The organism is Streptomyces sp. NPDC057099 (genome assembly GCF_042671245.1).
Taxonomy (GTDB): Bacteria; Actinomycetota; Actinomycetes; order Streptomycetales; family Streptomycetaceae; genus Streptomyces; species Streptomyces purpurascens.
Map to the genome: position 1 here is coordinate 71,188 of NZ_JBHUTX010000003.1, position 24,246 is coordinate 95,433.

Sequence of the window (24,246 nt, forward strand, 5' to 3'; positions counted from 1 at the left end):
GCCGGGTCCGGGCGCGTCACGGTCAGGCCGTGTCCTCGCCGAGCGGTTGTGGATTGGGAACGATGCGGCTCTCCTCCTTGTCGCGCCCCGGCGGGCTGAGGAACAGCGCCACGCAGCCGGCGAAGAGCGAGATCGATCCGGCCAAGATGAAGGCACCGGAGTGTCCCCAGGCGCCGACGACCACGGCACCCATACCCGCGCCCAGACCGGAGACGAGCTTGGCGCTGTAGACCATGCCGTAGTTGGACGCGTTGTTGTTCTCGCCGAAGTAGTCCGCGGTGAGGGCCGCGAACATCGGGAAGATGGCGCCGCCGCCGAAGCCGGAGATCGCGGAGAAGATCAGGAACAGGGTCAGGTTCTTGCTGTCCGCCGACCAGAGGATGCCGAACTGGGCCAGGCCCAGGATGACACACACGGCGAGCAGGCACCGCTTGCGGCCGTAGAGGTCGGAGAGCCAGCCGATGACGCCGCGGCCGGTACCGTTGACGATCGCCTTGAGGGACATGGCCGTGGCCACGATCCCGCCCGCGAAGCCGGCCTCCTCGCCGATGTCCACCTGGAACGCGATACCGAAGATGTTCACGCCGGACGTGCACGCCAGGCAGAACCACATCAGGGCCACCCGGCCGGTCTTCCACGCCTCCTTGGGGGAGTACTGGTGGACCGCCGGCGGGTTCATCCGCAGCGAGCGTGCCGCGCGCGGGTCGGCGGGCGGGTTCAGCGGGTCGATCGCGGAGGGCCACCAGTTCTTCGGCGGGTCCCTGAAGAAGTAGCCGGAGAAGGCGACGATCCCGGCCAGGAACACACCCACCGAGACCAGCACCCAGCGGAAGTTGGTCAGGTCCATGTAGCCGTTGAAGAGGAAGACGAAGGGCACCGAGCCGTAGGCGAAACCGCCGTTGACGAAGCCGGTCTTGCCGCCCTTGCGCTCCGGGTACCACTTGCCGACCATGTTGACGCAGGTGGCGTACACCATGCCCGCGCCCATGCCGCTGAACATGCTGAAGCCGATGTAGGCGAAGACGACGTGCGGTGCGAACGCCAGCGACAGATAGCCCAGCAGGGTGCCCGTCGCGCCGCACATCATCGCCCAGCGGGCCGGAAGCCTTCCGCTCTCACGCAGCTTGCCCGCGGGGAAGGCCACCGCGGCCTGGAAGAAGACCCAGACGGTCATCATCCAGAAGATGTGCATGCTGTTCCAGCTGTGCGCCGTGTGCAGGGTGTCCTCGGCTGAGGCGAACGCGTACTCGGCGGAGGAGATGCCCATCATGCCGATCCAGGGCAGGATCACCATCCACTTGCGTTTGCGCCCCATGATGTCGATGTCGGACTCGCCGACGCGATAGACGCGTCCGTTCTTGTCGGTCAGCTCGCGATAGGCGGCGACCCGTGGAACGTCGGTGGTTGTCACGTGGATTGCACCCCTTGCGTCGAAAGATCTGGCCAGCGCCCCCTGTCCCATGCCTTTCGTGCGCGTAGGGGTCCGGGGGCCGGCCGACGCGCACCGTCGGCCGGCCCCCGCTCCCTCACCTCATGTACCGCCCCCCAGCACCCCCGCCTCCCGCGCCCAGCGGTACTTGGCGCCGAGCACGGCCACCGGCTTCTCGGTCGTGTACGGGTACGCCACGACCCCGCGCTCGAAGAGGTACTGGCAGGCCTCCTCGACCTCCACATCGCCCGCGAGCGATGCCACGACGGGCTTCTCGATACCCCGCTCCCGGAACTCGGCCACCACGCGCGCGGTGAGCTCCGCGAAGACCATCGGAGGGGTGACGATGGTGTGCCAGTAGCCGAGGACGAGCGCGTGGATGCGCGGGTCCTCCATCCCCAGCCGGATCGTGGCCTCGTACGTCGAGGGCGGCTCGCCCCCGGTGATGTCCACCGGGTTGCCGGCGGCCCCGAAGGGCGGGATGAACTTCCGGAACGCCTCGTCCAGATCGGGCGGGATCTCCATCAGCGACAGGCCGTTGTCCGTCACCGCGTCCGAGAGCAGCACACCGCTGCCGCCGGCCCCCGTGATGATGACGACGTTGTCGCCCTGGGGGGCGGGAAGCACCGGCAACGCGCGCGCGTACTCCAGCATCTCGTTCAGCCCGGGGGCCCGGATGACTCCGGCCTGCCGCAGGATGTCGTCGTACACGGCGTCGTCGCCCGCCAGGGCACCGGTGTGCGAACCGGCCGCCTTCGCGCCCGCCGCCGTACGCCCCGCCTTCAGCACGACCACCGGCTTCTTCGGCACGGTCGCCCGCGCGGCCTCCACGAAGGCGCGCCCGTCCTTGAGGTCCTCCAGGTGCATCGCGATGCACTGGGTGTTGGGGTCCTCCCCGAACCAGGTCAGCAGATCGTCCTCGTCCAGGTCCGACTTGTTGCCGAGCCCCACGATCGCCGACACACCCGTCTTGGTGGTGCGCGCGAAGCCCAGGATCGCCATCCCGATGCCGCCCGACTGCGAGGTCAGCGCGACCCCGCCCTTGACGTCGTACGGCGTGCAGAACGTGGCGCAGAGGTCCTGCCAGGTGGAGTAGTAGCCGTAGATGTTCGGACCCAGCAGCCGTACGCCGTGCCGTTCGGCGATCTCCACGATCTCCGCCTGGAGTTCGTGCTCGCCGGTCTCGGCGAAGCCGGAGGGGATCAGCACGGCGTTCGGGATCTTCTTGCGTCCCACCTCCTCCAGGGCCGAGGCCACGAACTTGGCGGGGATCGCGAAGACCGCCACATCCACCTCACCGGGAACGTCCGTGACACTCTTGTACGCCTTGCGGCCCAGAATGTCATCGGCCTTGGGATTCACCGGGTGGATGTCCCCGGCGAAGCCCCCGTCGACGAGGTTGCGCATCACGGAGTTGCCGATCTTGCCCTGCTCGTTGGAGGCGCCGATCACGGCGACCGAGCTCGGCTGCATCAGCCGGCGCATGGACGCGAGGATCTCGTCCCTCGAGTACCGCCGGCGCGGCCGGGGCTGCGACTCGGCGAGGATCACCCGGATGTCGGCCGCGACGGCGCCCTCCGCCGTCGCGATCACCGGATTGAGGTCCACCTCGGCGATCTCCGGGAAGTCCGCGACGAGTTCGGACACCCGGCGGATCTGCTCGGCCACGGCCCACCGGTCCACACCCGTCTGGCCGCGCACCCCGCGCAGGATCTCCGCCGAGCGGATCGAGTCCAGCATCGACAGGGCCTCGTCGGCGTCCACCGGGGCGAGCCGGAAGGTGACGTCCTTCAGGACCTCGACGAGCACCCCGCCGAGCCCGAACGCGACCACCTTCCCGAACGTCGGGTCCGTGACCGCGCCGACGATGACCTCCTGCCCCTTCGGCAGCAGCTCCTGCACCTGCACCCCGTCGATGCGGGCGTCCGCGTCGTAGGCGCGCGCGTTGTCGACGATGGTGTGGAACGCGGCCCGTACGTCCGCGGCGCCCTCGACGCCGACGACGACCCCGCCCGCGTCGGTCTTGTGCAGGATGTCCGGCGAGACGATCTTCATCACGACGGGTCCGCCGAAGCGCGCCGCGAACGCCACGGCCTCCTCGACGTCGGTCGCCAGCTCCTCGCCCGGTACGGCGATCCCGTACGCGTCGGCGATCACCTTGCCCTCGGGCGCCGTCAGCGCGGTCCGCCCCTCGGCCCGCACGGAGTCCAGGAGGCCGCGCACCCGCAGAAGGCGGTCTTCTGCCATCACGTCAGATCACTCCGTTCGACTTGAGCAGGCGCACTTCCTCGTCGCCGAGGCCGAGTTCGCCGACGTAGACCTCTTCGTTGTGCTCGCCGAGCAGCGGTGAACCGGTCACCTCGACGGGGGAGTCGGACAGCTTGAGCGGGCTGCCGACGGTCACGAACTCGCCCCGCTGCGGGTGCGGGACGGTGACGACCATCTCGTTGGCGACCAGCGACCGGTCCTCGATGATCTCCCGGGTGGACAGGATCGGCCCGCACGGGATGTTGTGCGCGTTGAGCCGCTCCAGCACCTCCCACTTGGGCAGCGTCGAGGACCACTCCTCGATCAGCTGGAACATCTTGTTCAGCTTGGGCAGCCGCGCCTCGGGCGTCGCCCACTCGGGGTCGTCGGCCAGCTCGGGCCGGCCGATGAGCTCGCTGATCGGCTGCCAGCCGACGGGCTGCACGATGACGTACACGTAGTCGTTCGGGCCGCCCGGCGCGCACTTGACCGCCCAGCCGGGCTGACCGCCGCCGGACGCGTTTCCGGACCTGGGAACCTCGTCGCCGAAGTCGTCGTTGGGATATTCACGGAGCGGGCCATGGGCCAGCCGCTGCTGGTCCCTCAGCTTCACCCGGCAGAGGTTGAGGACGGCATGCTGCATGGCCACGTTGACCCGCTGACCGCGCCCGGTGTTCTCCCGCTGGAACAGCGCCGCGAGAATCCCCGCCACGGCGTGCACACCCGTCCCCGAGTCCCCGATCTGGGCTCCCGTCGCCAGCGGCGGCCCGTCCTCGAAACCGGTGGTCGACATCGACCCGCCCATGGCCTGCGCGACGACCTCGTACGCCTTGAAGTTGGTGTACGGGCCTTCGCCGAACCCCTTGATGGAGGCATAGACGATCCGTGGATTGATCTCCTGGATGCGGTCCCAGGTGAAGCCCATCCGGTCCACCGCGCCCGGTCCGAAGTTCTCGACCATGACATCGGAGCGCCGGATCAGCTCGGTGAGGATCTCCTTGCCGCGTTCGGTCTTGGTGTTGAGGGTGATGCTCCGCTTGTTGCAGTTGAGCATCGTGAAGTACAGGGAGTCGACGTCCGGCAGGTCACGCAGCTGCTTGCGCGTGATGTCACCGGTCGGCGCCTCCAGCTTGACGACGTCCGCGCCGAGCCAGGCGAGCAGCTGGGTCGCGGAGGGCCCGGACTGGACGTGGGTCATGTCCAGGACGCGGATGCCTTCGAGGGCCTTGGTGGACGGAGCAGTCATCGGGGCACCTCACTTGTACATGGTCTGGTTCATGGTTCCGGGGGCGTACGCGTCGGGGTCGACCCAGACGTTGATCAGGGACGGCTTGCCCGACTCACGGGCACGCCGCAGGGCCGGGCCGATGTCGGCGGGGTCGCGGACCTCCTCGCCGTGACCGCCCAGCATCTGGGCGAACTTGTCGTAGTGGACGTCGCCGAGGGTGTTGCCGATCCGCTCGCGGTCCTTGCCGTACTTGGCGGCCTGGCCGTAGCGGATCTGGTTCATGGAGGAGTTGTTGCCGACGATGCCGACGAACGGGAGGTCGTAGCGGACGAGGGTCTCGAAGTCCCAGCCGGTGAGGGAGAACGCGCCGTCGCCGAAGAGCGCGACGACCTCCTTGTCGGGCCGTGCCTGCTTGGCCGCGAGTACGAAGGGGACGCCGACGCCGAGCGTGCCCAGGGGTCCCGGGTCCATCCAGTGCCCGGGTGACTTGGGCTGCACGACCTGCCCGGAGAAGGTGACGATGTCGCCGCCGTCGCCGATGTAGATCGAGTCCTCGGTGAGGAAGTCGTTGATCTCGCTGACCAGGCGGTACGGGTGGATGGGCGAGGCGTCCGACCTCAGGCTCGGCAGCCGCTTCTCCAGAGCGGTCTGCTCGGCCGCGCGCAGCTCGTCCAGCCACTCCTTGCGCCTGGACGCACCGCCGTTGACGCGCCCGGAGGCCGCCTCGGTCACGGCCTTGAGCACCAGCCCGGCGTCGCCCACGATGCCGAGGTCGATGTCGCGGTTCTTGCCGACCGTGCGGTAGTCGAGGTCGATCTGCACGACGGTCGCCTCCGGCGACAGGCGCTTGCCGTAGCCCATGCGGAAGTCGAAGGGCGTGCCGACGATGACGATCACGTCGGCGTTGGAGAAGGCGTACCGGCGCGAGAGCTGGAAGTGGTGCGGGTCGCCGGGCGGGAGGGTGCCGCGGCCGGCGCCGTTCATGTACGCCGGGACGTTCAGGGTGCGCACCAGGTCGATGGCCGATGCGGTGCCCCGGGTCGTCCACACCTGGCTGCCGAGCAGGATGGCCGGCTTCTCGGCGTGCACCAGCAGGTCGGCGAGCCTCTCGATCGCCTCGGGGTCACCGGCCGAGCGGGTCGAGGCACGGTAGGCGCCGGACTGCGGCACCCGTGCCTTGGCCGCGGGCACCTTGGCGTCCAGTACATCGCGCGGGATCTCCAGGAAGGAGGGACCGGGCGCGCCGTGGAAGCACTCGCGGAACGCCATGGAGACCAGGTCCGCCGCGCGTGCCGTGTCCGGCACGGTCGCCGCGAACTTGGTGATGGGGCTCATCATGTCGACGTGCGGCAGGTCCTGGAGGGATCCCATCTTGTGCTGGGTGAGGGCCCCCTGACCGCCGATCAGCAGCATGGGGGACTCCGCGCGGAAGGCGTTGGCGACGCCGGTGACGGCGTCGGTCGTGCCCGGTCCGGCGGTGACCACGGCGCAGCCGGGCTTGCCGGTGATGCGCGCGTAGCCGTCGGCGGCGTGGGCGGCGACCTGTTCATGGCGTACGTCGACGACTTCGATGCCCTCGTCGACGCAGCCGTCGTAGATGTCGATGATGTGGCCGCCGCACAGCGTGTAGATGCGGTCGACCCCCTCGGCCTTCAGTGCCTTGGCTACGAGATGACCACCGGAAATCAGGTCCTGGGTGTCGTCGGGCATGGCGAAGTCCTGTCCCTTCGTAGGGGGTTGGAACGGCTCGCGGTACATTGCATACAGTCGACGAATACTGTATGAAGCTTGTTATCCCGCATCCGGTGGGTGGTGTCCAGGGGGCGTGCGGCACTTTCAGTCAGGAGCCGGAATGGACCTGTACGAACACCAGGCAAGGGAACTCTTCGAAGAACACGGCATCTTGGTGCCTCGGGCCGAGGTGACGGACTCGGCCGAGGAAGCCCGTGAGATCGCACGCCGCCTCGGCGGACGGGTCGTGGTCAAGGCGCAGGTGAAGACCGGAGGACGCGGCAAGGCGGGCGGTGTGAAGCTCGCCGCCGACCCGGCCGCCGCCGAGCTCACCGCCCGTCAGATCCTCGGCATGGACATCAAGGGCCACACGGTCGGCAAGGTGATGCTGGCCCAACCGGTGGACATCGAGACCGAGTTCTACGTGTCCTATGTACTCGACCGGGCGGCCGGCCGTTTCCTCGCGATCGCCTCGGCGGAAGGCGGCATGGACATTGAGGAGGTGGCGGCCGGCCGTCCGGAGGCCGTGGCCCGTGTCCCCGTCGACCCCGCCGAGGGCGTCACCTCCGCGAAGGCGGGCGAGATCGCCCGGGCGGCCGGGCTGCCGCCGCAGACCGTCGACGTCCTCGTACGTCTCTGGGACGTCCTGGTCCGCGAGGACGCCCTCCTCGTCGAGGTGAATCCGCTCGTCCGCACCCGGCAGGGGCAGATCCTCGCCCTCGACGGCAAGGTCACCCTCGACGACAACGCCCGTTTCCGACAGGCGCGATGGGGTGCCGACGAAGAGGCGCACGACGACGACCTCGAGGCCGCAGCAGCCGCCAAGGGCCTCAACTACGTCAAGCTCGACGGCGAGGTCGGCATCATCGGCAACGGCGCCGGACTCGTCATGTCTACCCTGGACGTGGTCGCGGGCTGCGGCGCACGCCCCGCCAACTTCCTCGACATCGGCGGCGGAGCGAGCGCCCAGATCATGGCGGACGGACTGTCCCTGATCCTCTCCGACCCGGATGTGAAGTCCGTCTTCGTCAATGTCTTCGGCGGGATCACCGCCTGCGACGCGGTCGCCGACGGCATCGTCCGGGCCCTGGACACCGTCCGGCTGACCAAACCACTCGTCGTGCGCCTCGACGGCAACAACGCGGCCCGGGGTCGGGCCGTCCTCGACGAGCACGCGCATCCGCTGGTCCAGCAGGCCACCACCATGGACGGCGCCGCCCGCCGCGCCGCCGAACTCGCCACCGCGGCCTGAGGAGAGGGAACGCCATGGCCATCTACCTCACCAAGGAGAGCAAGGTCCTCGTCCAGGGCATGACCGGCGGCGAGGGCATGAAGCACACCCGGCGCATGCTCGCGGCCGGCACGAACGTCGTCGGCGGAGTCAACCCGCGCAAGGCGGGCCGCACGGTCGACTTCGACGTCCCTCATGCTCTGAAGGGCCCGGGAGGCGCCCCCATGGCCGTGCCGGTCTTCGGCTCGGTCGCCGAGGGCATGCGCGCGACCGGAGCGGACGTCACCGTCGTCTTCGTCCCGCCCGCCTTCGCCAAGGCGGCCGTCGTCGAAGCCGCCGACGCGGGCATCGGCCTCGCGGTCGTCATCACCGAGGGCATCCCCGTCCACGACTCCGTCGCCTTCACCGCGTACGCCAAGGAGAAGGGCACCCGTGTCGTCGGCCCCAACTGCCCGGGCCTCATCACCCCCGGCGAGTCCAACGCGGGCATCATCCCGGCCGACATCGCCAAGCCGGGCCGGATCGGCCTGGTCTCCAAGTCGGGCACGCTGACGTACCAGCTCATGTACGAACTGCGCGACATCGGCTTCTCCACATGCGTCGGCATCGGCGGCGATCCGGTCGTCGGCACCACGCACATCGACTGCCTCGCCGCCTTCCAGGACGACCCCGACACCGAACTGATCGTCCTCATCGGCGAGATCGGCGGCGACGCGGAGGAACGCGCGGCGGCGTACATCCGCGAGCACGTCACCAAGCCGGTCGTCGGCTACATCGCCGGCTTCACCGCACCCGAGGGCAAGACCATGGGCCATGCGGGCGCGATCGTGTCCGGCTCGTCCGGCACCGCACAGGCGAAGAAGGAGGCCCTGGAGGCGGTCGGGGTGAGCGTGGGAAGCACACCGACCGAGACCGCGAAGCTCGTGCCGGCGCGTCTCGAAGACCGATAGCGCTCCACCCGAGGCCGATCCCCGCCCCCGACCGTGCACCGAGAGCGGAGCAACCCCATGGCACCCACCCTCACCCTCAAGTCCGGCACGTCCTGGCCCGACGCGTGGCAGCGCTGCCGCACCGTCGCGCCCGAGGCCTTCCGTGACGACCGGGTCCTCAACCTCTGGAACTCCGCCTGGCAGGCTGACGGCAGGGTCCTGCCCGCCGTCAGCCCGGTCGACGGCAGCCCCATCGCCGGGCCGCCACGCCTGGACGGATCCACCGCCCACCGGGCCGTGCGCGCGGCCCTCGATCAGCACCGCGCCTGGCGGCACGTCCCCCTGCCGGAGCGCAGGGCCCGCGTCGCCGCCACGCTCGACGCCCTCACCGAACACCGCCGGCTGCTCGCACTCCTGCTCGTCTGGGAGATCGGCAAGCCCTGGCGGCTGGCCCAGGCGGACGTCGACCGGGCGATCGACGGGGTCCGCTGGTACGTCGACGGCATCGAACCGATGGTCGCCGGACGGGCCCCGCTGGACGGCCCGGTGTCCAACATCGCCAGCTGGAACTACCCGATGAGCGTGCTCGTTCACGCATTACTGGTGCAGGCACTGGCAGGCAACGCGGTCATCGCCAAGACCCCGACCGACGGCGGTGTCGCCTGCCTGACCCTGGCCAGTGCCCTCGCCGCGCGCGAGGGGATCCCGGTGACCCTCGTCAGCGGCAGCGGAGGCGAGCTGTCCCAGGCGCTGGTGCGGGCGCCCGAGATCGGCTGCGTCTCCTTCGTCGGCGGCCGCGACACCGGCGCCGCGGTGGCCACGGCCGTCGCCGACCTCGGCAAACGACACGTACTCGAACAGGAAGGACTCAACACCTGGGGCATCTGGCACTACTCGGACTGGGACACGCTCACCGCGCTGATCCCCAAGCTCTTCGACTACGGCAAGCAGCGCTGCACGGCGTACCCGCGCTTCGTCGTCCAACGGCACCTGTTCGACGCGTTCCTGGCGGCGTACCTCCCGGCGGTCCGCGATGTCAGGGTCGGACACCCGCTCGCCGTCGAGAAGCCCGACGACCCGTACGCCGAGCTGGACTTCGGGCCGGTGATCAACGCCGCCAAGGCCAAGGAGCTCCAGGACCAGGTCGCCGAGGCGATCGAGCGCGGCGCCGTGCCACTGCACCGCGGCAGCCCGGCCGACGCCCGCTTCCTGGCCGGCCAGGACACCTCGGCCTACGTCCAGCCGGTCACGCTCCTCGATCCGCCCCCGTCCTCTCCGCTGCACCACGCGGAGCCGTTCGGCCCGGTCGACACGATCGTCCTGGTCGACACGGAGGCGGAGCTGCTCGCCGCGATGAACGCCTCGAACGGCGCGCTCGTGGCCACGCTGTCCACCGACGACCGGGCCACCTACGAGCGGCTCGCCCCGCACATCCGCGCCTTCAAGGTCGGCCACGGCCGGCCCCGCTCCCGCGGTGACCGTGACGAGCTCTTCGGCGGGCTCGGCGCGTCCTGGCGCGGGGCGTTCGTCGGCGGCGAGCTGCTGGTGCGCGCGGTGACGCGGGGACCGGCGGGGGAGCGGCTGCCGGGCAACTTCCCGGAGTACCAGCTCGTGCCGTGAGGAGGCACCCTCTCGGACTCAGCCGATGCCCTGCCGGTCCGGGCGCAGGGCGAACGCGCGGTCCGCGGGGGACGGTTCGGCCTGGTCGACCGCCTGCCGGAGCAGTGCGCGGTGGCGCAGCAGCGGCTCCCGCCGTTCCACCGGCACCAGCAGGAGCAGGTCGTCCAGTCCGGCCAGCATCCGCCGGGAGACCTGCGGGCTCCCGATGGCGCACCCCCGTACCTCGGTGAACCCAAGATCCACCAACTCGGTCCACCCCGGCACGGGCTGCACCAGCCGCACCGCACCGGCCCGGTCCCGGTAGAGGGCGGTGTCCAGTGGGCGCCGGCTCAGCGAGGCCAGGAACTGGATGATGCGGTCCAGCGCCTGGACGGCGGTCGTCGGATCGTTGATCGCGGTCGACAGGGCGCGCAGCGCGATGTCGGACAACTGGCGCAGTCCGAAGCCGAGATCCTGGTGGTAGGTCCGCTCCACCCCGACCGAGGCCGTGTAGCGCAGCGCCCCGCGCGGCGGGGCCGGACCCCCGTGGACGGCCAGTACGGGCGTACCGGGCACGACGAAGTCCCCGATCCTCGGGATCAGCCGCAGCACGACCCCGTGCTTGCGCGCCACCCGCACCAATCGCGCGATGTGCACGTCCCGCAGCACACCTGCCCGGCCCTCGTGCGGTACCCACGCGGTCGGGGAACCTAGATGGGCTGCTGCCTCGTGCCCGTCGCGCCCGTCGTGTCCGCCCGTCGGCACGGGCATCGAGGCGGCCACCCGGAAGGACTCCGTGGCGATCCGCGCGATGACATGGCTGATCCGCATCAGCCGCAGGGTGGTGTTCACGTACAGCACGAAGAGGAAGAGGCTCAGCGCGACCATGCAGAGCGTGAGGACCGACTGCACCAGTGGCACCGACGCCGCGTCACGGGGGTCGTCGGCGGTGTCGAAGGACGTCAGGACGAGCAGGGTCAGCACGAAGGTCGCCAGGAACACCGCGAAGGTCGCCTTGGTGATCCGGCTCCGCACGAAGAGCCGCACCACGCGCGGGGTGAACTGGCCGCTCGCCATCTGCACGGCCACCAGCGAGATGCTGAAGACCACACCGATGAAGGTCATCATCGCCGAGCCGACCACGGTCACGACGGCCTTCGCGTCCTCCGCGAACCGCAGCAGCTCGTCGAGCGTCTCGTAGTCGCCGTCCTCCTGGAGCGCGTCGACGATGACCGTGTCGAGAACCTGCGCTCCCACCCAGACCACGAAGACGCTCACCATGGCCAGGGTGGGAGCGAACCAGAACGTGTCCCGCAGATGCTCCCGGAGCGGCGACAGCGCACGCGGGCGGCGACCCGAAGCGGGGCTCTGCGTAACCATCCAGTCACTCATGGTGCGACCCTAGGGGTATCGGGCCGCGAGGTCCCGGACCCCCGCCAGGCGGACGGAAACGCAGGTGAAAGGCACTCCGAAACCTTGGTATTGTTGTCCATGTCGCCGCCGGGAGCACTCCTGGCCAGGCGGCAGACACCTTGTCCGGGTGGCGGAATGGCAGACGCGCTAGCTTGAGGTGCTAGTGCCCTTTATCGGGCGTGGGGGTTCAAGTCCCCCCTCGGACACAGATCAGCTCGGGCGGGTCGGGAAATCTCCCGGCCCGCCCGAGCTGTTTGTTCACTCCCGGTATCCCCGCAGCTTGCGGTACAGCGTCGCCCGGCCGATCCCCAGCGCGGCCGCCGCGCGTGCCTTGTTGCCGCCGTGCCGGCGCAGTGCCTCCAGGATCGCGGCGCGCTCGGCGTGTTCCATCGGGCTGAGGGGCCGCGGGGCCGGACCTTCGCGTACCGGGTCCGGGAGTTCGGCCCGGCGGACCGGGCCGGACATCCGCCGCTGCTCCGCCAGGGCCCGGACGACATGGGCCAGCTCGGTGACGTTCCCGGGCCACGGGTACAGCTCGAGCGCGCGCAGGGCGTCCAGGGTCCAGGTCAGCGGGGGCTGTCCGGGCGCCGGCCGTGGCGCGAGGACGGGCAGCAGTTCCCGGATGTCCTCGGTGCGTTCCCGCAGTGGGGGCAGGGTCACCGAGCGGGCGGACAGTTTGTCCAGCAGACGCTGCAGGCACGGGCCGATCTGCGCGCCGGGCGTGTAGGTGATCAGCACGCGAGTGTCAGGTCGCGTGTCGAGCAGGGAGTTGAGCGCGGCCACGCCCGGCTGCGCGAGGCGCTCGGCGTGCCGCAGCAGGAGCGGCCGGTCGGCCGTCCACGCGGCCAGGGCCCCGTCGAGCCCGGTGTCCTGCGCCGCGTCGACGACCCGGACCGCGCCTTCGCCGAGCGAGTCGAGCAAGCCGGGCGGGGCAGGCGGGCCGGGCGAGCCAGACGGGCCAGACGGGCCGGGCAGGCCCAGCAGTTCCCGGGCCAGCGCGGACTTGCCGGTTCCGCGCTCGCCGGTCAGCAGCAGCGGCTCCGGGGAGCGTGCCAGTTCGACCGCACGTGCGACTGCGTGCCGCCAGGGGACCGAGGAACCGGTGAGGGCGACGGGAGAGCTGGGCGGGGCCGGCGCCGGCGGCGGGGAATCGCCGAGTCGTTCCAGGACGGCGACGATCCCGAGGACCGTACCGTCGTCCAGGCGCACGGGCGTGATCCGGGCGGTGCATCCGGTGCCCACGGTCACGGCCGCCGCGTCCACGGCGTCCCCACGCCGCGCGCTCACCGCCGTACGCTCCATTGCCTCGAGCACCCCGGGTGTCAGCAGCCGCTGCGCGGCGTCGCTGACCAGCCGGTTGCGGCCGTCCAGGGCGACCACGGCCGGGTCCGCCCCGCACACCGTGCCGGCTGCCGCTCGCAGATACGCGTCCAGCAGCACCCGCTCGGCCCGCCCCGCCCGCGCGCGCAGTTCCGTCTCGACCGCGGCCGCGGCGGCCTCGGCGAGTGCCGCCTGCGGATGGGGCGAACGCGTGGTGGACAGGCGTCCTGCCACGGTCACCGTGCCGAGCACCTGGGCACCCTTCGCGTCGAGCACCGGGACGGACACCGCGGACACGTCCTGCCACCGGTCGAGGAAGTGCTCCGGCCCGTGCATCTCGGCCCGGCGCCGGGTGCGCAGCGCGAGAGCCGCGCTGTTGTTGCCCACTTCCGACTCCGACAGCACGGGACAGGTGTCGAGCCCGGACGCGCTCCCCGCGGTCCACAGCACACGCAACCGCTCGTCGGTCAGAACGAGGAGATACCGGTCGGCGCCGAGGGCCGGGACGATCCGGTCGAGCACCGGTCGGGCCGCCCCGAGCAGCGCCGACTCCACCGGTCGTACCGGACGAACCGCCGGTTCCTTCAAGTCGTGCGGCACTCCGAAGAACCTCGCCCGCCGCCACGCCGCGGCGACCTCCTCCGGTACGCCGTCGGGCAACGGGCGCCCCGTCAGGAAGCGTGCGCGGGCGTCGTCCAGCGAGGGACGGGTGGCGGCGGAGGTGTGCTCTGTGGTGGTCACGACATGTCCACCGTATCGGGTTCCGTTGAACGGACAACCACTGCCGTGTCCGGAACGTCCGACGCACACGATGTCTCGTAATGAGACACCCGTCTCCCGCAGATCCCCTCCATGATCATGAATGGCCGAAGTCCGATTCCCCCCCGCAGGAGCGCCCCGTGTCCACCGTCGTCGAGACCGACGTCCTGATCGTGGGCAGCGGCCCGGCCGGTGCCTCGGCCGCGCTCGCCCTGAGCACCTACGGCGTGCCCAACCTCGTGGTGACCCGCTACGCGAGCCTCGCCGACACGCCCCGTGCGCACATCACCAACCAGCGCACCATGGAGGTGCTGCGCGACCTCGGTGTGGAGCAGGAGGTCGTCGCGCAGGCGACCCCGCAGCACCTGATGGGCAACACGACCTTCTGCACCAGCCTGGCGGGCGAGGAACTGGGCCGGGTGCGCTCCTGGGGCAACGACCCGCTGGTCCAGGCGGAACACGAACTCGCCAGCCCCACTCGCATGTGCGACATGCCCCAGCACCTCATGGAGCCGGTCCTCGTGGACGCGGCCGTCGCCCGTGGCACCCGGCTGCGCTTCGAGACCGAGTACCTGTCCCACACCCAGGACGCGGACGGCGTCACGGCCACCGTCCGCGACCGGCTGCGCGGGGACACGTACGAGATCCGCGCCAAGTACCTGATCGGCGCCGACGGCGGACGGTCGAAGGTCGCCGCGGACGCCGGGCTGCCGATGGGCGGCCAGATGGGCGTGGCCGGCAGCGTCAACATCGTGTTCGAGGCGGACCTGACGAAGTACACCGCCCACCGGCCGTCCACCCTCTACTGGGTCCTCGCGCCCGGCGCGACGGTCGGCGGCATCGGCGCGGGTCTGGTGCGCTGCGTCCGGCCCTGGAACGAGTGGCTGATCGTGTGGGGCTACGACGTCACCGCGGGCGCCCCGGACTTGACCACCGCCTACGCCGAATCCGTCGTCCGCAAGCTCGTCGGCGACGACGACATCCCCGTGACCATCAAGTCGTCCTCCGCGTGGACGGTCAACGAGATGTACGCGGAGAGGTACGCCAACGGCCGCGTCTTCTGCGCCGGCGACGCCGTGCACCGGCATCCGCCGTCCAACGGCCTCGGCTCCAACACCTCCATCCAGGACGCCTACAACCTGGCCTGGAAGCTCAAGCTCGTCCTCGAAGGCGCCGCCCACCCCAGGCTGCTCGACAGCTACACCGCCGAACGCGCGCCCATCGGCCGGCAGATCGTCACCCGCGCCAACCAGTCCATCCGCGAGACCGCCCCCGTCTTCGAGGCCCTCGACGGGCTCTCCCCGCAGACCCCCGAGCAGTTGTGGGCCAACATCGCCGCCCGCAAGGACGCCACCGAGGCCGCCGAGAAGCAGCGCGCGCAACTGCGCGAGGCGATCGCCTTCAAGGTGTACGAGTTCAACGCGCACGGCGTCGATCTCAACCAGCGCTATCCCGCCGAGAACTCTGCCGCGATCGTCCCGGACGGCACGCCCGACCCCGGCTTCGCCCGCGACCCCGAGCTGCACCACCAGCCGTCCTCCCGCCCCGGCTCCCGGCTCCCGCACGCCTGGATCACCTCCGGCACCCGCACGCTCTCCACCCTCGACACGGTCGGCCGGGGCCGCTTCACGCTGCTGACCGGCATCGGGGGAGAGGAGTGGGTGCGCGCGGCCGAGGCCCAGGACATCGAGATCGCCACCGTGGTGATCGGTCCGGGGCAGCGGTACGAGGACCCGTACGGCGACTGGGCGCGGCTGCGCGAGATCACGGACACCGGCGCCCTCCTGGTACGCCCGGACGGCTTCGTCGCCTTCCGGCACGCGTCCGCTGCTCCGGACGCCGGAGAACTGCTCGCGGACACGCTGCGGCGGATCCTCGGTCACGCCTGAACGCGCAATCATGGAGGAAGCGGACGTCACATGGGGGAATCGGACGCCTCATGGAGGAAGCGGACGTCGACGAAGGGGAGCCGACATGACCACCGACGCGACCGGGACCGGCGTCACCGGGCAGGCCATCGCCAGCCTCAGCGGAACCGCCGACCCGCGGCTGCGCGAGCTGCTCACCGGACTCGTCCGCCATCTGCACGACTTCGCGCGGGAGACCCGGCTCACGCAGGAGGAGTGGGAGCGGGCGATCTCCTTTCTGACGGCGACCGGGCAGGCCTGCACCGACACCCGGCAGGAGTTCATCCTGCTGTCGGACGTGCTTGGTCTGTCCATGCTCGTGGAGACCGTCAACGGCGACCGTGCGCCCGGGGCCACCGAGTCGACCGTGCTCGGTCCCTTCCACCTGACCGAGTCGCCGGTCCGTGAACTCGGTGCCGACATCGACCTGGTGGGCGGCGGCGAGACGTGCGTGATCAGCGGCCGGGTGCTGGCGCGGGACGGCACACCGCTGCCCGGCGCCTCCGTCGACGTCTGGCAGGCCGACGACAAGGGCTACTACGACGTCCAGCAGCCCGGCGTCCAGCCCGCGGGCAACGGACGCGGGCTGTTCACCGCCGACGCCGAGGGCCGCTTCTGGTTCCGCACCTGTGTTCCCGCCGCGTATCCGATCCCCACCGACGGCCCGGTCGGCGGTCTGCTGCGTGCGACCGGGCGGCACCCCTACCGTCCCGCGCACATCCACTTCATCGCCACGGCCGAGGGACACACGCCCGTCACCACCCACATCTTCGTCGCGGGCGGGGAGTACCTGGACAGCGACGCGGTGTTCGCCGTGAAGCAGAGCCTGGTCAAGGACTTCGCGGAGACCGACGACCCCGCCCTGGCGAAGGAGTTCGGCGTGCCGAACCCCTTCCGGCTCGCCCGCTTCGACCTAGTCCTGGAGCGTGCCGTATGACGTTCCGGAGCGAGTTCTCGTACGAGACCCGGCCCGTGCGGGTCGTCTTCCGGCCCGGCGCGGCCGTCACCGCGACCCCGGGCGAGGCCGCGCGCCTGGGCCTGCGGCGGCTGCTCGTGGTGTGCGGCGGCCGGGGCGAGACGGTCGCCCGGGCGGTGGCGGAGGCGCTCGGCGACACCTGTGCGGGAGTGCACGCCGAGGCGCGGATGCACGTACCCGCCGAGGACGCCGACCGGGCCGTCGAGGCGGTGCGCGCGGCCGGGGCGGACGGGTGCGTCGCGGTCGGCGGCGGCTCCGCGATCGGGCTCGGCAAGGCCATCGCCCTGCGCACCGGGCTGCCGCTGATCGCCGTGCCGTCGACCTACTCGGGCTCCGAGATGACGCCGGTCTGGGGCCTGACCGAGCACGGCGCCAAGCGCACCGGCCGCGACCCGGTCGTCCAGCCCCGCAGCGTCGTCTACGACCCCCGGCTCACTCTCTCCCTGCCCGTGCCGCTGACTGTGACCAGCGGCGTCAACGCGCTCGCGCACGCCGTCGAGGCGCTGTACGCCCCGGACGCCTCGCCGTTGGTCTCGGTCATGGCCGAGGAGGGCGTGCGGGCGATGGCCGGGGCCCTGCCGGACCTTGTCGCCGACCCGCGGGACCTGGACGCGCGCAGCCGGGCGCTGTACGCGGCGTGGCTGTGCGGCGCGTGCCTCGGCGCGACCACGATGGGGCTGCACCACAAGACGTGCCACGTGCTGGGCGGCACCTTCGGGCTGCCGCACGCCGAGACGCACACCGTGGTGCTGCCGTACGCCCTGGCCTACAACGCCCTCGCCGCCCCGGAGGCGTTGACCGTACTGGGGCGGGCCCTCGGCACCGACGACGTGCCGCGCGCCCTGTGGGAGCTGGCCGGACGTCTCGGCGCACCGCGGTCCCTCGCCGAACTCGGCCTCAAGGAAGCCGACCTGGCACCGGCGGCGGCCAGGGTCGCGGGCGAGCCGTACGCCAACCCGCGCCCGGTGACGGCGGACGGGGCCCTGGCCGTGCTGCGGGCGGCGTACGAGGGAGGGCTTCCGGAGCCCGCCTAGAGCCGGTGGGAAACCGGGTGCGGGCAGTCGGGCTCTTGGTGTGTGATCGGGACATGGCGATTGTCTTGGGCGAGCCGGGAGTCGACGGGCTGAGCGAGGCCGTGGGCGTGCTGCGGGAGTGGCAGTACGAGGGGGCGCCGACGCAACTGCATCCGGGCGACCTGGGCTGGTTCTGGCGGTCGGGCGCGGAAGCGACCGCCGCGGCCGTCCGGACCTGGAGCCGGGACGGACGGATCCTCGCCGTCGGGCTGCTGGACGGCCCCGGCCTGCTACGGCTGACGATCGCGCCCGCCGACCGCCGGGACGAGGAGCTGGCACGGCAGTTGGTCGCAGACGTGACCGAGCCGGAACGCGGCGTGCTGCCCGAGGGGAAGGCGAACATCGAGGCGCCGATGGGCGCACTGGTCCAGGACCTGTTGTCCGAGAACGGCTGGAACACCGACGAGCCGTGGACCCCGCTGCGCCGCGACCTCACGGAGCCGGTGCAGGACCCGGGCGTACGGATCGAGGTGGCCGGGCCGGAGCAAGCACAGGTGCGGGCCGCCGTACAGCGAGCAGCGTTTGACGGGTCGAGCTTCACGGCCGGGCACTGGCACGCGATGGCGACCGGATCGCCGTACGCCGACGCCCGGTGTCTGATCGCCTACGACGACCAGGGCCACGCGGTGGCGGCGGTGACGGTGTGGTCGGCCGGTCCGGGCAGGCCCGGGTTGCTCGAACCGATGGGTGTGCACCGGGAACATCGCCGTCACGGCCACGGCAGGGCGATCACCCTCGCCGCGGCCGCCGCACTCCGGGAACTGGGCTCTTCGAGCGCGCTCGTCTGTACGCCGAGTTCCAATGCCGCCGCCGTCGCCACCTGCGAGGCAGCCGGCTTCCGTCAACGCCCCGAGGTCCGGGACCTGTACCGGCCCGCCTAGGCCCGGTCCGGGAAGGTTCCCGGGAACCTCACGCCCCCGGCGCGGGGTTCCCGGGAACCTCACGCCCCCGGCGCGGCGTCTTGGATCTTGTTCCCACAGATCTTCACGAAGGCCGGCCCAGCTCATGGCACACGACGGAAACCGCCCGACCGACGGTATCGGCGGGGCGCTCGACGTCATCAGGCGCCACCGTCGCCCGCTGTACGGCTTCACCGTGCTCGTGTCCGTCCTGACCGCCGTGCTCGGCTGCGCGATCCTGGCCGGCGGATTCGCGGCGGCATGGGACGCCTTCGAGAACGTCCGGGACTACGCGGACCGCAACATCGCCAACGAGGACTCCTACGTGGCCTACGCCGACGGCGGCCGGCCCCCGCTGGTCCGGGTCGGCGCCGTGGTGTCGGTGCTGTTGCTCGGGCTGGGACTCCTCGTCGTCTCCGTCCTGCACACCGCGTACGCCGTCGCCGACTCCCATGCCACGCGCGACGGCGGGCCGCTCTCCGTCCGCGAGTTGTGGCGGCGCACCCGTCGGCGGTTGCTCGCCGCCCTCGCGGTCAACGCGCTGACCGGACTGGCCGTGGGCGCCGTGGAGCTGGCGGCCCTGGTGATGTGGGGCCTCGTCGAGAGCGGCGAGGTGCCGGGTGTCGAGCCCACGCCGCTGGGCGAAACCGCGTCCCCGCAGTACACGCTGGTGGGGTGGGTGCTGCCGATCGCCGTCGGGTGTCTCGGCCCGCTGCTGTACTCCCGTCTGGCACCGGCCACCGCCGAGACGGTGCTGGAGCGCCGTTCCCCGTTCGTGGCGCTGTACCGCTCCTGGGTGCTGACCCGCCCCGCACGATGGCGTGTCCTCGGCGTGGGCGCGCTGGTCACCGCGGTCGCCGTGCTCGTCTTCTGGCCGGCCCGGTACGCGGCCGCTCCCCTCGCCCACTTCGCCGGACTCGGCATGCTGTCGCTCAGCGACGACAATGTGTGGATCACCGGCGTGCTGGTGCTGATCACGCCCACAGCCGTGGCCCTGCTCCTGCTGCCCCCGGTGGTGATGCCGCTGGTGTGCGCGGTGTTCGCCCGGCTCCACGGGGAGCTGCGCGCGCGTGAGGACGCGGGGGCCGCGGCCGGTTGACCGTCCCCCGCGATCGCGTGGCTTTTCCATGGAGAGGCCACGCGATCGCGGACAGAAGATGGCCGCAAGGGTTCCTACGGTCGTGGCATGAAGCAGACGCAGAGGATTCTTGTCACCGGTGCCACCGGAACCGTCGGCCGCCAGGTCGTCGCCGAACTGCTCGCCCGGGGCCACGCGGTCCGCGCCCTCACACGGGACGCCGCGAAAGCCGTCTTCCCGGACGGCGTCGAGGTCGTCGAGGGCGATCTGACCGACCCCGGCGGCCTGGCCCCCGCCCTGGAGGGGATCACCGGCCTCCACCTGATCACCTTCGGCGGGGCCGCCTTCACCCCGCTGGAGACCGGCCCCAGGATCCTGGAACTGGCCCGCTCGGCCGGTGTCCGACGGATCACCGTGCTGCACGGCGGCGGTCCCACCCCGCTGGAGGACGCGGTGCGCGGCGACGACGGAGTGGGCTGGACCGTGCTCATGCCCGTCGAGTTCATGGCCAACGCCCTGGAGTGGGCGGACGGGATCCAGGCCGCGGGCGAGGTGCGGGAGCCGTTCGTCGCACGGCTGAGTGCCATGGTCCACGAGGGTGACATCGGAGCCGTCGCAGCGGTCGCGCTCACGGAGGAGGGCCACGCGGGCCAGGAGTACGTGATCACCGGCCCAGAACTGCTCACCGTCGGCGACAAGGTGGCGGCCGTCGCCGCCGCGGCCGGCCGGGAGATCGCCCTGGTCGAACTGACCGAGGAACAGGCCGTCGCCCGGTGGCGGGCGGCGTACCTCCCCGAGGACGTGATCGGCTTCCTGCTCGAGGCGTACGGGAACACCCCCGAGGTGGGCCGCACGGTGTCCGGCACGGTCGAGAAGGTCACCGGCCACCCGGCCCGGACCTTCGCCCAGTGGGCCGGCGAACACGCCGACGTCTTCCGGAAACGGGTCTGACTGTCTCGTCCTGACTGTCTCGTATTGAGACACCCGTCCCGGAGCCCGCTGACGCAAGATCGAAAAGGGGGGTGTGACCGCAACAGGGTGCGGCCGTCGGCGTGCGCTGAACCGCCGTGCGTACGGCCGTGCCACCTGATGAAAGGTGAACATCATGGCCCTCGCACTGCTCCGGCGCCGGCGGCTCAAGGGCGCCTCCGCCGCGGCGGCGGGCCTCGCGCTCCCCCTTCCGTCCGGCGCGGGTGCCGTGGCCCGTGAGGTCGTGGACCCGATGGGCTCGCCCCTGGCGGCCGCGGACGTCACCGTCACCGCCCTGGACACCCACCGGGTGGCCGCCCGCGGGACGACCGACCCGTACGGCTACTTCCTCGCCGCGCTGCCGCCCGGCCGGTACAGCCTGATGGTCGCGGCGGAGGGCCTGCGGCCGCACCGCGAGACGATCGAGATCGGCACGGGTGCGTCGACGCCCACCGAGCGCGTCTGGCTGCAGCCGGCCGAGGCACTCCAGCTGCCGGCACCCGGAACGTGGCTCTTCGATCCGCCGCACACCGCGATCCGGTTCATCGCCAAGCACGTCGGCATGGCCCACGTCCACGGCCGCTTCGAACGCTTCGACGGCGGGATCCAGATCTCCCAGGACATGACGGCCTCCCGGGTGTCCGTCCGCATCGACGCCTCCAGCATCACCACCGGCAACACCACCCGCGACAACCATCTGCGGTCCGCCGACTTCCTCGACGTCGAACGCTTCCCGTACATCGACTTCAACAGCACCCGCTTCGCCTATCGCGGCGGCAGCAAGTGGTCACTGCTGGGCTCCCTCACGATGCACGGCGTGAGCCGCTCCGTCTCGCTCGACACGACGTATCTCGGCACGGTGAACGGCGGCTACGGGCAGGAGCTGCGCTGCGCGGCCCTGGCGACGGCGGAACTGCACCGCGAGGACTACACCCTCAACTGGCGCACCATGCTGGCCCGGGGCATCGCGGTGGTCGGGCCGACGGTCCAACTGGAGCTGGACGTCCAGGCGATGTACCGGACCCACGACACCCCGACCCCGCCGGAATAATCCCTGGCCCGATTCCACCCGCCCTCCCTACACTCACGGAGTACCCGGCGCCGCCCACGACGTGAGCGGCGCGCGCCGTCGTGACGAACGAAGGGAGACCGCCATGCGTGACCACACCGCTGTCGCCGTCTCCCTGCCGCGCTACGAGGTGATCCTCGTGTCCTCGTCGCTCCGGTGCCCGCTGCGCGGCGGACTCCGGATGACCGGGACGAACGCCTGAGAAGCGCCTGTTTCGGCCTGCCGACCTAGCGTCGGCAGGCCGGAACAGACGTGTGTCACCACACCTGCCTCGCCCCGAAATCGCGCTGCCCCCTTCCTGATCGCCTCGAAAGGCCATGGGCCGTGCGCACCCACCACAACCCGCTCGCCGTCGTCCGCAACCTCGGCATCCTCGCCCACGTCGACGCCGGCAAGACCACCGTCACCGAACGGATCCTGTTCGCCACCGGAACCACGCACAAGCGCGGCGAGGTCCACGACGGCACGACCGTCACGGACTTCGACCCGCAGGAGCGGGACCGGGGTATCACCATCTTCGCCGCGGCGGTGAGCTGCGCCTGGGACGGTCACCGGATCAACCTGATCGACACGCCGGGGCACGTCGACTTCGCCGACGAGGTGGAGCGTGCGCTGCGGGTGCTCGACGGCGCGGTGGCCGTGTTCGACGCGGTGGCCGGGGTGGAGCCGCAGAGCGAGTCGGTGTGGCGGCAGGCCGACCGGCACGGCGTACCGAGGATCGCGTTCGTCAACAAGATGGACCGTGCCGGAGCCGACCTCGACGCGGCCGTGGCATCGATCCGGGAGCGACTGCACCCGGCGCCGCTGGTCGTGCAGTTGCCGGTCGGTGCGGAGGATGCCTTCACCGGTGTCGTCGACCTCGTACGCCTGCGCGCGCTGCTGTGGACCGAAGGTGACGCCTGCGAGGAGGTGCCGGTCCCGGACGACCTTCGGGACGAGGCCCTGGCACGTCGCCGTGCGCTGGAGGAAGCCGTGGCGGAACTCCATCCGGGCGCACTGGAGGAGTTCTGCGACACGGGCACGCTCGGCGAGCGGACCCTCTCCTCGGCGCTGCGGGACCTGACCCGGGACGGCGACGGCGTGGTCGTGCTGTGCGGCTCCGCCTACCGCAACCGCGGTGTCGAGCCGCTGCTCGACGCGGTCGTGGCGTATCTGCCGTCGCCGCTGGACGTGCCGCCCATCCGGGGCACGCACGACGGCGAACAGCGGGAACGGCCCGCCGACCCGGCGGCACCGCCGGCCGCCCTCGCCTTCAAGGTGCACGCCACCCCGACGGGCCGGCTGACCTATCTGCGGATCTACTCGGGAACGATCGAGAAGGGAGACACCCTGTGGGACGCGAGCGCGCGGCGCACCGAGCGGATCGGCCGGATTCTGCGCGTCCAGGCCGACCGGCACGCACCGCTGGACCGGGCGGTCGCCGGCGACATCGTCGCCGTCGTCGGGCTGAAGTCCGCCCGCGCCGGCTCGACCCTGTGCGCGCCGGACGCCCCGCTCGTCCTGGAGCCTCCCGGCGTGCCCGAGCCGGTGGTCTCGGTCGCGGTCGAGTCCCGCAGGGCAGGCGACACCGACCGGCTGGCCTCGGGGCTCGCACGGCTGACCGAGGAGGATCCCTCGCTGGTCGTGCGGACCGACCCGGAGACCGGGCAGACGGTGCTGTCGGGCATGGGTGAACTGCACCTGGAGGTGGCGGTGGAGAAGCTCCGGCGTGAGCTGGGACTGGACGTCAACATCGGCCGTCCCCGGGTCAGTCACCGCGAGACGGTCGGCCGGGGCGTGTCCGGACTGGTGTTCCGGCACGTCAAACAGGACGGCGGGGCAGGGCAGTTCGCCCATGTCGTCCTCGACGTGGAGCCGTACGACGGCGGCTTCGACTTCCGCTCGGCCGTCGTCGGCGGGCGGGTGCCGCAGGAGTACGTCCGGGCCGTCGAGGCCGGCTGCCGCGACGCCCTCGCCGAAGGGCCGCTCGGCGGTCACCCGGTGACTGGGCTGCGCGTCACGCTCACCGACGGGGCGACCCATGTGAAGGACTCGTCGGACACGGCGTTCCGCACAGCCGGCCGCCTCGGCCTCCGCGAGGCCCTGCGCGCCTGCGCGATGGTCCTGCTGGAGCCGGTCGTCGAGGTCACCGTCACCGTGCCCGAGGACGCGGTGGGCGGCGTACTCGGCGACCTCGCCGCCCGCCGCGGCCGGGTGACCGGCTCGGCCACCCGCTCGAGCGCGGCGATCGTCACGGCCACGGTGCCGCTGGCCGAGCTCTTCGGCTACGCGACCCGCCTGCGCAGCCGCACCCAGGGCCGCGGCACGTTCACGGCCCGGCCGACGGGTTATGCGCCGGCGCCGGTGGCTACGCCGGTGCGGTAGCGCTCGGTCGGGGCCTCTCCCATTC

Annotated in this window: 17 protein-coding genes and 1 tRNA gene; 12 read left to right on the forward strand and 6 right to left on the reverse strand. The window is 71.4% G+C overall.

What is annotated here, in order from left to right; translation table 11 throughout:
* Positions 1-22 precede the first annotated feature (22 nt).
* The 4 genes from ACFT4A_RS05025 to ACFT4A_RS05040 form a co-directional block, all read right to left on the reverse strand.
* Entirely contained in the window at positions 23-1,411 is a 1,389-nt protein-coding gene (locus tag ACFT4A_RS05025) for an OFA family MFS transporter (protein ID WP_382826061.1), read from the reverse strand.
* 120 nt (positions 1,412-1,531) lie between these two features.
* Positions 1,532-3,676, reverse strand: coding sequence for an acetate--CoA ligase family protein (locus tag ACFT4A_RS05030; RefSeq protein WP_382826063.1), 2,145 nt, complete (start codon positions 3,674-3,676; stop codon positions 1,532-1,534).
* A gap of 4 nt (positions 3,677-3,680) precedes the next feature.
* Positions 3,681-4,922 (reverse strand): formyl-CoA transferase, encoded by a 1,242-nt coding sequence (gene frc / locus ACFT4A_RS05035; protein WP_382826065.1) that lies wholly within the window; start codon positions 4,920-4,922, stop codon positions 3,681-3,683.
* 9 nt (positions 4,923-4,931) lie between these two features.
* On the reverse strand, positions 4,932-6,614 hold the full coding sequence (locus ACFT4A_RS05040; RefSeq protein ID WP_382826067.1) for a thiamine pyrophosphate-binding protein: 1,683 nt from the start codon (positions 6,612-6,614) through the stop codon (positions 4,932-4,934).
* Between the two features lie 142 nt (positions 6,615-6,756).
* Here ACFT4A_RS05040 and sucC point away from each other — a divergent pair, with 142 nt between their 5' ends.
* Genes sucC through ACFT4A_RS05055 form a run of 3 tightly spaced genes read left to right on the forward strand, consistent with a single transcriptional unit; the run spans position 6,757 to position 10,415 of the window.
* Positions 6,757-7,887, forward strand: a complete 1,131-nt coding sequence (gene sucC / locus ACFT4A_RS05045) for an ADP-forming succinate--CoA ligase subunit beta (protein ID WP_382826069.1) — start codon at positions 6,757-6,759, stop codon at positions 7,885-7,887.
* 14 nt (positions 7,888-7,901) lie between these two features.
* Entirely contained in the window at positions 7,902-8,816 is a 915-nt protein-coding gene (gene sucD, locus ACFT4A_RS05050; RefSeq protein ID WP_382826071.1) for a succinate--CoA ligase subunit alpha, read from the forward strand.
* 57 nt (positions 8,817-8,873) lie between these two features.
* Positions 8,874-10,415: an aldehyde dehydrogenase family protein gene (locus ACFT4A_RS05055; protein WP_382826073.1), complete on the forward strand. Its 1,542-nt coding sequence runs from the start codon at positions 8,874-8,876 to the stop codon at positions 10,413-10,415.
* A gap of 18 nt (positions 10,416-10,433) precedes the next feature.
* Here the strand turns inward: ACFT4A_RS05055 and ACFT4A_RS05060 are convergent, their stop codons facing one another.
* Positions 10,434-11,786 (reverse strand): DUF2254 domain-containing protein, encoded by a 1,353-nt coding sequence (locus tag ACFT4A_RS05060; protein ID WP_382826075.1) that lies wholly within the window; start codon positions 11,784-11,786, stop codon positions 10,434-10,436.
* A 142-nt stretch (positions 11,787-11,928) separates the two neighbouring features.
* On the opposite strand from ACFT4A_RS05060, the gene ACFT4A_RS05065 reads away from it, so the two are divergent.
* A tRNA-Leu gene (locus ACFT4A_RS05065) sits at positions 11,929-12,013 on the forward strand.
* A 52-nt stretch (positions 12,014-12,065) separates the two neighbouring features.
* Here ACFT4A_RS05065 and ACFT4A_RS05070 read toward each other — a convergent pair.
* The gene (locus ACFT4A_RS05070; RefSeq protein WP_382826077.1) at positions 12,066-13,868 is read right to left on the reverse strand and encodes a sigma-54-dependent Fis family transcriptional regulator; all 1,803 of its coding nucleotides are present in this window, start codon (positions 13,866-13,868) and stop codon (positions 12,066-12,068) included.
* A gap of 158 nt (positions 13,869-14,026) precedes the next feature.
* Between ACFT4A_RS05070 and ACFT4A_RS05075 the strand changes: the two genes are divergently transcribed.
* From ACFT4A_RS05075 to fusA, 8 genes are all read left to right on the forward strand, one after another.
* On the forward strand, positions 14,027-15,775 hold the full coding sequence (locus ACFT4A_RS05075; protein WP_382826079.1) for an FAD-dependent oxidoreductase: 1,749 nt from the start codon (positions 14,027-14,029) through the stop codon (positions 15,773-15,775).
* A gap of 85 nt (positions 15,776-15,860) precedes the next feature.
* Positions 15,861-16,730 (forward strand): intradiol ring-cleavage dioxygenase, encoded by an 870-nt coding sequence (locus tag ACFT4A_RS05080; protein WP_382826081.1) that lies wholly within the window; start codon positions 15,861-15,863, stop codon positions 16,728-16,730.
* Entirely contained in the window at positions 16,727-17,803 is a 1,077-nt protein-coding gene (locus tag ACFT4A_RS05085) for a maleylacetate reductase (protein ID WP_382826083.1), read from the forward strand. Before ACFT4A_RS05080 ends, ACFT4A_RS05085 begins: the two co-directional genes overlap by 4 nt.
* A gap of 53 nt (positions 17,804-17,856) precedes the next feature.
* Positions 17,857-18,723, forward strand: coding sequence for a GNAT family N-acetyltransferase (locus tag ACFT4A_RS05090; RefSeq protein WP_382826085.1), 867 nt, complete (start codon positions 17,857-17,859; stop codon positions 18,721-18,723).
* A gap of 124 nt (positions 18,724-18,847) precedes the next feature.
* On the forward strand, positions 18,848-19,840 hold the full coding sequence (locus ACFT4A_RS05095; RefSeq protein WP_382826087.1) for a hypothetical protein: 993 nt from the start codon (positions 18,848-18,850) through the stop codon (positions 19,838-19,840).
* Between the two features lie 87 nt (positions 19,841-19,927).
* On the forward strand, positions 19,928-20,770 hold the full coding sequence (locus ACFT4A_RS05100; protein ID WP_382826088.1) for an NAD(P)H-binding protein: 843 nt from the start codon (positions 19,928-19,930) through the stop codon (positions 20,768-20,770).
* Positions 20,771-20,924: 154 nt separating this feature from the next.
* Positions 20,925-21,839, forward strand: coding sequence for a YceI family protein (locus ACFT4A_RS05105; RefSeq protein WP_382826090.1), 915 nt, complete (start codon positions 20,925-20,927; stop codon positions 21,837-21,839).
* A gap of 342 nt (positions 21,840-22,181) precedes the next feature.
* Positions 22,182-24,221 (forward strand): elongation factor G, encoded by a 2,040-nt coding sequence (gene fusA, locus ACFT4A_RS05110; protein ID WP_382826092.1) that lies wholly within the window; start codon positions 22,182-22,184, stop codon positions 24,219-24,221.
* The last annotated feature ends 25 nt before the right edge of the window (positions 24,222-24,246 follow it).